Source organism: Promicromonospora sp. NPDC060204 (assembly GCF_042728455.1).
Lineage (GTDB): Bacteria > Actinomycetota > Actinomycetes > Actinomycetales > Cellulomonadaceae > Promicromonospora.
On record NZ_JBHWZO010000212.1, the window covers coordinates 1 to 11106 of the forward strand.

At 73.4% G+C, this 11106-nt stretch carries 12 protein-coding genes; 7 read left to right on the forward strand and 5 right to left on the reverse strand.

Features of this window, described 5'->3' with window-relative positions:
* Positions 1-90: 90 nt before the first annotated feature.
* Both ACFWEJ_RS21915 and ACFWEJ_RS21920 read left to right on the forward strand, forming a co-directional pair.
* The gene (locus ACFWEJ_RS21915; protein ID WP_377231305.1) at positions 91-582 is read left to right on the forward strand and encodes a hypothetical protein; all 492 of its coding nucleotides are present in this window, start codon (positions 91-93) and stop codon (positions 580-582) included.
* The gene (locus tag ACFWEJ_RS21920) at positions 579-1127 is read left to right on the forward strand and encodes a peroxiredoxin family protein (RefSeq protein WP_377231306.1); all 549 of its coding nucleotides are present in this window, start codon (positions 579-581) and stop codon (positions 1125-1127) included. The genes ACFWEJ_RS21915 and ACFWEJ_RS21920 overlap by 4 nt, the downstream gene beginning before the upstream one ends.
* Positions 1128-1198: 71 nt before the next feature.
* On the opposite strand, the gene ACFWEJ_RS21925 is transcribed toward ACFWEJ_RS21920, so the two are convergent.
* A complete protein-coding gene (locus ACFWEJ_RS21925; protein ID WP_377231307.1) occupies positions 1199-1651 on the reverse strand; it encodes a helix-turn-helix domain-containing protein in 453 nt (150 codons plus the stop codon).
* Between the two features lie 115 nt (positions 1652-1766).
* Positions 1767-2366: a YdeI family protein gene (locus ACFWEJ_RS21930; protein WP_377231308.1), complete on the reverse strand. Its 600-nt coding sequence runs from the start codon at positions 2364-2366 to the stop codon at positions 1767-1769.
* A gap of 131 nt (positions 2367-2497) precedes the next feature.
* On the opposite strand from ACFWEJ_RS21930, the gene ACFWEJ_RS21935 reads away from it, so the two are divergent.
* Positions 2498-3061 carry a hypothetical protein gene (locus ACFWEJ_RS21935; RefSeq protein WP_377231309.1) on the forward strand — a complete coding sequence of 188 codons (564 nt, stop codon included), beginning with the start codon at positions 2498-2500 and terminating at the stop codon, positions 3059-3061.
* A gap of 21 nt (positions 3062-3082) precedes the next feature.
* Here the strand turns inward: ACFWEJ_RS21935 and ACFWEJ_RS21940 are convergent, their stop codons facing one another.
* The 3 genes from ACFWEJ_RS21940 to ACFWEJ_RS21950 are packed head-to-tail and all read right to left on the reverse strand — an operon-like array spanning position 3083 to position 4562.
* Complete coding sequence (locus tag ACFWEJ_RS21940) at positions 3083-3538, reverse strand: type II toxin-antitoxin system VapC family toxin (protein ID WP_377231310.1); 456 nt, start codon at positions 3536-3538, stop codon at positions 3083-3085.
* Positions 3535-3750 carry a hypothetical protein gene (locus tag ACFWEJ_RS21945; protein WP_377231311.1) on the reverse strand — a complete coding sequence of 72 codons (216 nt, stop codon included), beginning with the start codon at positions 3748-3750 and terminating at the stop codon, positions 3535-3537. Before ACFWEJ_RS21945 ends, ACFWEJ_RS21940 begins: the two co-directional genes overlap by 4 nt.
* Positions 3751-3782: 32 nt before the next feature.
* The gene (locus tag ACFWEJ_RS21950; protein ID WP_377231312.1) at positions 3783-4562 is read right to left on the reverse strand and encodes a metallophosphoesterase family protein; all 780 of its coding nucleotides are present in this window, start codon (positions 4560-4562) and stop codon (positions 3783-3785) included.
* A gap of 144 nt (positions 4563-4706) precedes the next feature.
* Between ACFWEJ_RS21950 and msrA the strand changes: the two genes are divergently transcribed.
* The 4 genes from msrA (at position 4707) to ACFWEJ_RS21970 (ending at position 11060) form a co-directional block, all read left to right on the forward strand.
* A complete protein-coding gene (msrA, locus tag ACFWEJ_RS21955) occupies positions 4707-5393 on the forward strand; it encodes a peptide-methionine (S)-S-oxide reductase MsrA (protein WP_377231313.1) in 687 nt (228 codons plus the stop codon).
* A 123-nt stretch (positions 5394-5516) separates the two neighbouring features.
* The gene (locus tag ACFWEJ_RS21960; RefSeq protein WP_377231314.1) at positions 5517-6119 is read left to right on the forward strand and encodes a pentapeptide repeat-containing protein; all 603 of its coding nucleotides are present in this window, start codon (positions 5517-5519) and stop codon (positions 6117-6119) included.
* Between the two features lie 120 nt (positions 6120-6239).
* Entirely contained in the window at positions 6240-8786 is a 2547-nt protein-coding gene (locus ACFWEJ_RS21965; protein WP_377231315.1) for a glycoside hydrolase family 2 protein, read from the forward strand.
* Positions 8787-8891: 105 nt separating this feature from the next.
* A complete protein-coding gene (locus ACFWEJ_RS21970; protein WP_377231316.1) occupies positions 8892-11060 on the forward strand; it encodes an alpha-galactosidase in 2169 nt (722 codons plus the stop codon).
* Positions 11061-11106: the final 46 nt, after the last annotated feature.

Consider the following 11106-nt stretch of genomic DNA (forward strand, 5'->3'; position numbering starts at 1 on the left):
TGGTGTGTGGGGGGGGGGGGGGGGGGGGGGGGGGGGGGGGGGGTGGGGGGGGGGGGGGGGGGGGGGGGGGGGGGCGCCCCGGTCGGTCGGTTGCACCGCGCTCGGGCGGTCGACGGACCGATCTGGGGGCAACGGACCGAGCTCGCGGGGGCCGTCGGGTGGTTGCGGGCGGCCGCCGTCGGCGTGTGCCTGGTCGGGGTGGTGGCCGGGTGCTCGGGTGGGGCCGCGGGCAGCGCGGAGACGCAGGCCGTGCGCCTCGTGGTGCCCGACGCGAACATCCGCGAACCCGCCGACCCGTGCTCGGGTGCGCGTGCCTTCCGGTACGCGCACCCGGAGGCGCCGTACGAGCTGGTGGCCGACGGCGACGTGCTCGCCGCCGGCGCGCTGCCCGAGGGCCGCGCCGAGAAGGCCTTCTCGATCGACCTGGGCACCGCCCGGCAGCCCACCGTGTGCGTCATGTCGATCGAGGTCCCGGCCTCGGTCGACCTGGCGGACGCCGAGCTGACGATCGACGGCCACGGCCCCGTGCCGATCGAGCCCAACCCCGCCCTCGACGACGCGCCCGAGGCGGTGCTGCGGTGAGGCGCGCCCTCGCGGCGCTGCTCGCGACCGGGCTGGTGATCGGCGCCCTCGCCGGCTGCACCGGGACCCCGCGCGGGCAGCTGCCCGGGCCGGTCCCCACGGGCGTCGAGTTCCGGCTCGCGCCCGACGACGCGCCTCCGGCGCCCTCGCTCACCCTGGAGCTGACCGACGGCACCACGCTGGACCTGGCCGAACAGTGGGCGGAACGCCCCGTCGTCCTCGTGTTCTTCGAGACCTGGTGCACCCGTTGCACGGCGCAGCAGGGGCCGATCAACGACGTGGTCGAGGAGTACGAGGACCAGGTGCTGTTCCTCGGCGTCGCGAACCTCTCCGACCCCGGCGACGTCGCCGCCTACGTCGAGGAGAACGACATCACCTATCCCGTGGCGGTGGACCCGACCGGCGACGCGTGGCTCAGGTACGCGGTCGCCGAGGCGCCGCTGGTGGCCCTGGTCGGCAAGGACGGCAGCCTGCTGCGGGGCTGGCCCGAGGGGGTCACGGGCCGCGAGCTCGGTGCCACCATCGCGGAGCGGGCGGTGCGGTGACCTGCCGGTGCGGTAGTGCCGGTGCGGTCGTGCCGGTGCGGTGACGTGCCGGTGCGGCCGTGCCGGACCGGCTACGCGCCCGGCGCGGCCGCCTGGTCGGGGAGCCGGCCCGCCGCCCGGGCGACCCGGAGCGCCAGGTGCAGGGCGAGCCGCTCGGTGCCGTCCTTGAGGTCGGTGCCGGCGAGCAGCTCGACCCGCTGGAGCCGGTAGTACAGCGAGGTGCGGTGCAGGTGCAGCGCCGCCGCCGTCGCCCGCGCGCTGCCCGCGAGCTCCAGGTACGTCTCCAGCGTGTGCAGCAGGAGGGCCGCCTCCGGCAGGCCGAGCAGCGCTTCGAGGCCCGGGTGCACGCTGGCGCCGTCGGCGGCAAGCCGCGTGGCCACGGCGTCGAGCGCGTCGGCCGCCGTCGTGCCCCGGACGGCGGGACGCTCGGGACGAGCGGCGCCGGACGGCGACCTGGGGGCGCTCGGCACGAAGGTGACCAGCACGTCTCCCGACTCGAGCCGCAGTACGACCTCGCTGTCCACGGCCCTCCCCGGTCTCGGCGCTGCGGGAACCGCCGCCGCCAGGAACCCTAGTGAAGCCGCTCAGCGGATCTCAAGGACACTTTCAGGGCAGCTCCTGGGCAGATCGCGGCCGCGGTCAGTCCTCCAGCTTCCGCTTCTGCGGGTAGACCGTCTCGCCCCGCTCCAGCATGCCCACGAACTTGGCGATGTTCCGCGCCCGCGTCTCCGGCTTCTTGACGCCGGTGACACGGAAGAGGATCGCGAACCGGTTCTGCGCCGTGAGGATCCCGAACATCGCCGTCGCCCGCGGGCTGGCCGCGAGCGCCTCCGCGAGGTCGGGCGGCACCTCGATGTTCTTGCTGCCCTCGTACGCGACGTCCCAGCGGCCGTCGGCCTTGGCCTTGTCGATCTCCTGCTGGCCGCGGGGTCGCATGCGCCCCTCGGTGGTCAGGCGGGCCACGATGCGCACGTTCCGTGCGGACCAGCGGCTGCGAGACCGGCGCGGGCAGAACCGCTGGAGCGACGTCGTGTCGTCCCGGCTGCGGCCCTGCGCGTCGATCCAGCCGCTGCACAGCGCCTCGTCGAGCGCGGTGTCGTACGTCAGGGTGGTCGGGGCGTCCTTGCCCTTGCGCGCGAGGATCAGCCAGACGCCGTCCGACGTCTCCTCGTTCTCGTCGAGCCACGCGCGCCACGCCGCGACGTCGGTGAACAGGACCTCGGTGTCGGTGTCGGCCATGGACAGGACGCTACGCCGGGCCACTGACATCGCCACCGACGCCGACACCGCCGCCGTCGCCGTCGCCGTCGCCGCCGCCGTCGTCGTCAATGACGCTGACGTCGGCGGGCCGCCGAGGCTACGGTGGCGGGATGACGACCTGGCAGATCAGCACGACCGCGGGCGATCCCGCGCGGGTCGCGACGGTCCTCCCGGGCAGCGGGTACACCGCGCAGGGCCCGCTGCTCTGGTACGCCGCCAAGACGTTGCGCGCGGCCGGCTGGACCGTCCGCACGTTCGCCTGGGACGAGCTCTCCCCGGACTGGGGCGAGGCCCGCCGGACCTACGGGGAGGCGATCCGGAACGCGTCGGTGCCCGACGGCGGCCGGCACCTCGTGGTCGCCAAGTCGCTCGGCTCGTTCGCCCTGCCGGTCGCGGTGGACCTCGGCCTCCCGGGAGTCTGGCTGACGCCGGTGCTCACCGGCCAGGCGTCCGAGCCGGTCCGTGCCGCGATCGCCGCCGGGAGGGCGCCGGCGCTGCTCGCCGGCGGCACGGCGGACCCGCTGTGGGACGGCGGTGTCGTGACCGCCCCGGACACGGAGGTGCTGGAGGTCGACGGCGCGGACCACTCGCTCGAGGTAAGCGACTGGCGCCGGTCGCACGAGATCCTCGCGCGTGTCACCGGAGCCGTGGAGCGCTTCGCGGCTCAGCTCTGAGCGGCCCGTCCGATCGGACGCTCAGACGTGCTCGCCGTCTGCCGGAAGGATCGCGAAGTACTCGTGTCCGCTGAGCGGGCTCACCACGCGGTAGTCCTGATCGGTCGCAACGACCAGGTTGGTCCCCAAGGAACCGGCCACGACCACGTTCATGGCATCCGCGAGGTCCAAGGACCCGGGCTTGCGACGCTTGCGCTGCATCGTCCCCTCGTACTTCTTGATAAGAGCCCTCGCGGTGCCGTAGTCCTCCGGTCGCGGGTCTGCCACCTCGAAGAAGCCGTCCGTGACGTTCTCCAGGAAGTCGCTCGCCGCCAGGTGCTCGCCTGCAGCGCTCAACAGGTAGTGGACCTCGGCGATCACCAGCGGTGTAACGACCGCGACTCTGGCCGACTCGAGCGTCTCCCGGAACTGGTCGTGCTGTGGCTCGCCCGGATCCATGGCCGCGACGATCCCTCCGGTGTCGGCGACGACGATCACTCGCCGAAGCCGTCCATGAGCTCGTCGACACGGCGGGTCAGGCCGTGCTGCCGCAGTCGCCCCTTCATCTTCGGGCGTGTGCGCAGATGGTCGTGGATCACCTGGTCGATCCCCTCGCGAATGAGATCCGCCTGCGATCGACCTGTGAGCGCGCCCACACGGTCAAGATCAGCCTTGCGCTGCTCGTCCAGGTAGATGCTCGTCTTCATCATGCCCTACATGATGCCCTACCCAATGCCCTACATCAAGGTGTGCCGCCTTCGGCTCGCCCGTCCCGCGGGCCGAACGCCCGCAGCGCGTCGGCGTCGCTGTTGGCCGACGTCACGTACTCCCGCGCCCACTCCTCCGCCCCGGGGTAGGCGCTCCCGGCGGCCACCGCGGCGACGGCCGCCTCGACGTCGACCGGGGTGTGCCGCAGCTCGACCTGGCCGTCGCGCAGGAGGGCCCACGACCCGCCGGCGCGGCCGTACGGCATGCCGACGCTGCCGGGGTTGACGCACAGGCGCCGGTCGACGAGCCGGACGAACGGCATGTGGGTGTGTCCCATGACCACGGTGGTCACGTCGGCGTCGAGGCCCCCGAGCACGTCGGCCCAGCGCTCCAGCGAGGAGTCGACGAGCACCACCTCCTCGTCGTCGCGCGGGGTGCCGTGGCAGAAGACGACGCGGCCGAACCCGCGCACCGCCAGCTCGACGGGGTGCGGCAGGCCGGCGAGCAGCGCGACGTCGTCGGGCCGCAGCCGGGACGCGGCCCACGGCGCGACCGGGTCCGGGATGTCGGTGCTGCCGCCGCGCGCCAGCGCCACCAGCTCGCGGTCCGCGTTCCCGCGGACCAGCACGGCCCGCTCCCCCAGGGCCCGGAGGCGGTCCAGGACCTCGACGGGCTGCGGGCCGGCGGCGTGGTCGCCGGTGACGACCACCCGGTCGGCGGCCGCCACGTCGGGTTCCGCGAGCACCGCCTCCAGGACGGGGAGCACCCCGTGGACGTCGGACAGGACCGCTACCGTGGAGACCTCGCTGCTCATGTGCCGACGATGGCCTGCGCGCGCGTGTGGTGCCACCGGATCTGCCGACGGCAGAAGGATTTGAGCGGAACACCGCCGATCCCGCGCGTGTTGTGATGGACAAACGTGCCACCGCACGAATCAGACCCAAAGGATGTGTGTTCGATGACTTTCCTGAACTCCCTCTTCGGCCCGGGCTCCGGTTCGAGCAAGACCACCATGGTGGCCCCCGAGGACGCCCTGCCCGGGCGCTCCGCACCGCTGCTCCAGGCCCCGCGCCCGCACACCGTGCTGGGCTCGTCGATCACGGGGCCGTGGGAGCCGGGCACGCGGGTGCTCTACCTGGCGATGGGCTGTTTCTGGGGCGCCGAGGAGATCTACTGGCAGGTCCCCGGTGTCGTGAGCACTGCCGTCGGCTACATGGGCGGCACCACGCCCAACCCGACGTACGAGGAGGTCTGCACCGCGCGGACCGGCCACACGGAGACCGCGCTCGTGGCGTACGACCCGACCAAGGTCAGCGAGGCCGAGCTGCTCAAGATCTTCTGGGAGCGGCACGACCCGACGCAGGGCTTCCGCCAGGGCAACGACGTGGGCACCCAGTACCGCTCCGGCATCTACTGGACCACGCCGGAGCAGGCCGAGGCCGCGCAGGAGACGGCGAAGCGCTACGCCGAGGTGCTGAGCGCCAAGGGGTACGACGCGATCACCACGGAGATCGCCCCCGCCGCCGAGGCCGGGCCGTTCTACTACGCCGAGGACTACCACCAGCAGTACCTGTCGGCCGCGAAGAACCCGAACGGCTACCGCTGCCACGCGACCACGGGCGTCCCGTTCCCGGACGCCGCCTGACCGTGTGACCGCCTGACTTCTTGACCGCGTGAACCCGACGCCCCGCCGCCCGCAGCGGCGGGGCGTCGTCGTCGGGGCGTGGTCGGCGGGGCACTGTCAGTGGGTACCCGTAGGGTCGACCGCATGATCCGGATGCCCGCCACAGAGCTCACCGTCAGGGGCGAGGACTGGTACGCCCGCGACCTGTCCGGCGAGGACCACATGGCCACGCTGTTCGCCGACATGGACCTGACGGAGACCACGGGGACGGGCGCCACCTTCGACTCGTGCGTGTTCCGGGGCGTCCGTTTCAACAGCGCCCACCTGACGGAGTTCGCGTTCACGTCGTGCGTCTTCGACGCGTGCGTCTTCTTCGACGCGAAGCTGGAACGCTGCAAGCTCGTGGGCTCGCAGTTCAACAACTGCCGGTTCGACCTGCTCAAGGTCGAGGGCGGCAACTGGTCCTTCACCAACCTGCACCGCGCGGCTCTCGCCGGTGCGCAGCTCGAGGGCGTCCGGCTGCGCGAGGCAGACCTGTCGGGCATCAAGGCGGCCGGGGGCGTCCTGGTCGGCTGCGACCTGTCGGCCGCGGACCTCCACGAGGCCGACCTCACCAACGCCGACCTGCGCGGCAGCGACCTGTCGTCGCTCGACCCCCTGACGGCGAACCTCACCGGAGCGGTGGTCAGCGAGGCCCAGGCGATCCTCCTCGCCGAGCGGCTCGGCCTGGTGGTCCGGCCCGACTGAACGCCGTCCCGAGGGCGGCGAACCACCCGGTGGTATCGGTTCGATCCGCGGCGACGCGCACCCTATGCTCGGGACGCTCGCACACGCACTGAGCGCACCGCTCTGGGAGGACGAGGATCGATGAAGATCAGCCGCGACCTGACCGACTGGACCCTGACCGCGACGGGCGGCCCCGTCCCGGCGGACCTCGCCGGGGTCCCCGTCCCGGCGACGGTCCCGGGCACGAGCCACACCGCCCTGCTGGAGCAGGGGCTCATCCCCGACCCGTACCTCGGCACGAACGAGACCTCGGTCGCCTGGATGAAGCGCACCACCTGGCGGTACGCGACCGTCCTGGACGAGCCGCCCGCCGCGGACGACGAGCGCGTCGACCTGCTCTTCGAGGGCATCGACACGGTGGCCGGCGTGGCGGTCGACACGGACGTGGAGCACGCCGCCGTCGGCCAGGGCCGCACCCAGCTCGGCCGCACCGCGAACATGCACCGCTCGTACCGCTATGACGTGCGCGAGCTCGTGGGCACGCCGGCCAACCTGGTGGTCGACCTCGACTCCGCGATCGAGACGGCCGAGGCCGAGGCGGAGCGGCTCGGCGTCCGCCCCATGGCCTACGACCAACCGTTCAACATGGTGCGCAAGATGGCCTGCTCGTTCGGCTGGGACTGGGGTCCGGACCTGCAGACGGCCGGCCTGTGGAAGCCCGTGCGGGTGGAGCGCTGGCGGGTGGCCCGGCTGGCCCGGGTGACCCCGCTGGCCACCGTGGCCGACGACGGCACGGGGCTGGTCGACGTGCGCGTCGAGATCGAGGCCTCCGGCCTGGCCGACACGCCGCGGCTGACCGTCGACGTCTCCGTCGGGGACCGCGGGACCAGCACGGGGATCCCGGCCGGCTGGGCCGGCGGCGTCCTGGACGTGCGGGTCGAGGCCGGCGACGTCGACCTGTGGTGGCCCGCCGGGCACGGCGACCAGCCCCTCTATCCGATCGAGGTCACCCTCTACGAGGGCGACGGCGAGGACCGCTCGAACCCGCTGGACGCGTGGTCCGGCCGGGTCGCGTTCCGCACCGTCGAGGTGGACCGCGAGCGCGACGAGCACGGCACTGGCTTCACGTTCCTGATCAACGGCAAGCGGGTCTTCGCGCGCGGGGCCAACTGGATCCCCGACGACCACCTGCTGACGCGGATCACGCGCGAGCGCCTCGAACGGCGGGTGGACCAGGCGCTGGGCGCCAACCTCAACCTGCTGCGGGTGTGGGGCGGCGGCATCTACGAGTCGGACGACTTCTACGACGTCTGCGACGAGAAGGGCGTCATGGTCTGGCAGGACATCCTGCTGGCCTGCGCCGCCTACCCCGAGGAGGAGCCCCACCGGTCCGAGTTCGAGGCCGAGCTGCGGGAGAACGCCGCCCGGCTGGCGCCGCACCCGTCGCTGGTGCTGTGGAACGGCGGCAACGAGAACATCTGGGGCCACGAGGACTGGGGCTGGAAGGAGCGGCTGGGCGACCTGACCTGGGGCGCCGGCTACTACTACGAGCTCTTCCCGCAGGTGCTGGCCGAGGTCGACCCGACCCGCCCCTACTCGGACGGCTCGCCCTACTCCCCCGGCTTCACGCCCGAGCAGGTGCACCCCAACGACCCGGACCACGGCACGCACCACCAGTGGGACGTGTGGAACCGCGTGGACTACACCCACTACCGCGACGACGTGCCGCGCTTCGCGTCGGAGTTCGGCTTCCAGGGCCCGGCCACCTGGGCGACCCTGACGAGGGCGATCCTTCCTGACAGCGCTGACGGGCCGGACGGCGCTGCCGTCCCGGAGGGCTTCAAGGAGTCCGAGGTCTTCCTGCTGCACCAGAAGGCGATCGACGGCAACGGCAAGCTGGACCGCGGCCTGGCCCCGCACCTGGACGTCCCCGAGGACTTCGTCGACTGGCACTGGGCCACGCAGCTCAACCAGGCGCGCGCGGTGCGGCACGCCGTGGAGCACTACCGGTCGTGGTGGCCGCGTACCGCGGGCGCGATCGTGTGGCAGCTCAACGACTGCTGGCCCGTCACGTCCTGGGCCGCCGTGGACGGCGACGGCCGACGCAAGCCGCTCTGGTACGCGCTGCGGAACGCGTTCGCCGACCGGGCGGTCACGGTGCAGCCGCGCGGCGACGGGCTGGTCGCTGCGCTGGTCAACGACACCGACGAGCCGTGGGCCGGCCCCGTCGCGGCGGCCCGGACCACGCTGGGCGGCGAGGTGCTGGCGACGTCGGACAGCGAGGTCGTGGTGCCGCCGCGCTCGGTGACCCTGGTCCCGCTCGAGGGCGACCTGGTCGCAGTGGCCGACGCCGCGCACGAGGTGCTGGTCGTGGCCCTCGGCGCGGAGCGCGGGCTGCACCGCTGGGCCGAGAGCAAGGACCTGGCGCTCGACTCCGCGCCGCTGGAGACCGCGGTCACCGCCCAGGACGACGGCTACCGCGTCGAGGTGACGGCGACGTCGCTGGCGCTCGGCGTGTCCGTGCTGGCCGACCGGCTCGACCCGGACGCCGAGGTGGACGAGCAGGTGGTCGACCTCCCGGCGGGCACGACGGCGGTGTTCCACGTGACGACGAGCCGCGACCTCGACCCGGCGGCGCTGGTCTCCCGGCCGGTGCTGCGCACCGAGAACGACCTCGTGGCGCGCTAGGCGCGTCACCACCCGCGGCACATCACCCGCACGAGCAGGACGAAACCCGATCCCCTGTCAGTGACCGCGCGTACGGTGTGGTTCAGGGGGCGAGAGGACAGCACGATGCACAGGTTCGACGAGGTCACGAGCTGGTCGGTGCTGCGCCGCGACGGTGTCGCCGTGGTCGTGGCCCACCCCGAGCGCGGGCTGCCGCTCGTGCTCCACTGGGGCCCCGACCTGGGCGACCTGTCGCCCGCCGACCTGCAGGCGCTCGACTCGGCGACCAGCCGGCAGACCGCGCCCGGCACGCTCGACGCCGCGTGGCGGCCCTCCCTGCTGCCGCAGGAGTCGGACGGCTGGGCGGGCCGCCCCGGCCTGCTCGTGGCGGCGGGCGGCATCTCGCTGTTCCCACGCTGGACCGTCACCGAGGTGGAGCGGGACACCGTCGACCTGCTGGTCACGGCCCACGACCCGGACCTGGGGCTGACGCTGCGCTCGCACCTGGAGGTCGGCGCGGGCGGGCTCGTCCTGCTGTGGCACGAGCTGGCGAACGACGGCGACGACCCCGTGGACGTGCACTGGCTGGAGGCCACGCTGCCCGTGCCGCGGGCGGCGGACCACCTGACCCAGTTCACGGGCCGTTGGTCCCGCGAGAAGTCGCCGGTGACCACGCCGATGCCGGGCGGCAGCACGGCCCGGCAGACCCGCCGGGGCCGGTCGGGTCACGACGCGCCCTGGGTGACGGTGGCGTCGTCGGGCACGCCGCGCCACCGCACCGGCGAGGCCTGGGCGACCCACCTGGGGTGGAGCGCCGACGTGACGCACCGCGTGGACCACCTCACCGAGCACGCGACGCTGCTCGGGGCGGGCGAGCTCGTGCGCCCGGGCGAGGTCCGGCTGGCGCCCGGCACGGCGTACCGCACGCCGGTCGCGTACTTCGCCTGGTCACCGCGGGGCCTGGACGGCGTCCAGGACCGGTTCCACACCTGGATGCGGGCGCGTCCGCAGCACGTGACGAGCCCGCGGCCGCTGGTGCTGAACACGTGGGAGGCCGTGTACTTCGACCACTCCCCGGCCAAGCTGGAGCGGCTCGCGCGGCGCGCCGCGGCGGTGGGCGTGGAGCGCTTCGTGCTCGACGACGGCTGGTTCCACTCCCGGCGCGACGACACCACCGGGCTGGGCGACTGGGTGGTCGACCACGACGTGTGGCCCGACGGCCTGGGCCCGCTCGCGGGTCTGGTCCACGAGCTGGGCATGGAGTTCGGGCTGTGGTTCGAGCCCGAGATGGTCAACCTCGACTCCGACCTGGCCCGCGCCCACCCGGAGTGGATCCTCTCGAACACCGCGGCCGTCCCGTCGCCGGACGGGCTGTCGTTCCGCACGCAGTACGTGCTGGACCTCGCCGTCCCCGAGGCGTGGGAGCACGTGCGCGGCCAGATCTCGGCCCTGGTCACGGAGCTGGGCATCGACTTCATCAAGTGGGACCACAACCGCGACCTCACGGAGCCCGTCCACGTCGGGGCGGACGGCGTCGGGCGGCCGGGCACCCACGTGCAGACGCTGGCCGCGTACGCCCTGATCGCCCGGCTCAAGGCCGACCACCCGGGGCTGGAGATCGAGTCGTGCTCCTCGGGCGGTGCACGGACCGACCTGGGGATCCTGGAGATCACCGACCGCGTGTGGGCCTCCGACTCCAACGACCCGGTGGAGCGCCAGGACATCCAGCGGTGGACGTCGCTCGTACTGCCGCCCGAGCTGATCGGGGCGCACGTCGGCCCGTCGCCCGCGCACTCGTCGGGGCGCACCACCGACCTCTCGTACCGCGTGGCCACGGCGCTCCAGGGCCACGCCGGGTTCGAGTGGGACCTGCTGGCCTGCACGGACGACGAGCTGGTCGCGGTCACGGCGTACGCGGCGCTCTACAAGGAGCTCCGGTCGCTCGTGCACACCGGCACGGTCGTGCACGGCGACACGGTGGACCCCGCGCTGCGGGTCACGGGCTTCGTCTCCCCCGACCGCGCCGCGGGCGTGTGGACGGTGGCGACCATGGCCTCGCTCCAGGACGCGCTGACGGAGCGGGTGCGGCTCGACGGGCTCGACCCGGCCCGGCGCTACAGCGTGCGGGTGCGCGACGAGGTGGGTTCCGCGAAGTGGATGGGTGGCATCACGCCCGGCTGGCTCGGCAAGGAGGCCGTTGACGTGCCCGGCTCCGTGCTGACCGAGGTCGGGCTGCAGCTCCCCACGCTGTGGCCGATGCAGGCGCTGATCATCCAGGTGACGGCGGCCGGCTGACGCGGAACAGGGCTGACACAGGCAGGGCGGGTCGGGACCGGTGCTC

What these genes read in the sequence shown, in the direction of transcription:
- ACFWEJ_RS21930 (WP_377231308.1), bottom strand. Translation starts at nt 2,366, where the DNA reads ATGGCCGACACCGACACCGAGGTCCTGTTCACCGACGTCGCGGCGTGG.
- ACFWEJ_RS21935 (WP_377231309.1), top strand. Translation starts at nt 2,498, where the DNA reads ATGACGACCTGGCAGATCAGCACGACCGCGGGCGATCCCGCGCGGGTC.
- ACFWEJ_RS21945 (WP_377231311.1), bottom strand. Translation starts at nt 3,750, where the DNA reads ATGATGAAGACGAGCATCTACCTGGACGAGCAGCGCAAGGCTGATCTT.
- ACFWEJ_RS21950 (WP_377231312.1), bottom strand. Translation starts at nt 4,562, where the DNA reads ATGAGCAGCGAGGTCTCCACGGTAGCGGTCCTGTCCGACGTCCACGGG.
- msrA (WP_377231313.1), top strand. Translation starts at nt 4,707, where the DNA reads ATGACTTTCCTGAACTCCCTCTTCGGCCCGGGCTCCGGTTCGAGCAAG.
- ACFWEJ_RS21960 (WP_377231314.1), top strand. Translation starts at nt 5,517, where the DNA reads ATGATCCGGATGCCCGCCACAGAGCTCACCGTCAGGGGCGAGGACTGG.
- ACFWEJ_RS21965 (WP_377231315.1), top strand. Translation starts at nt 6,240, where the DNA reads ATGAAGATCAGCCGCGACCTGACCGACTGGACCCTGACCGCGACGGGC.
- ACFWEJ_RS21970 (WP_377231316.1), top strand. Translation starts at nt 8,892, where the DNA reads ATGCACAGGTTCGACGAGGTCACGAGCTGGTCGGTGCTGCGCCGCGAC.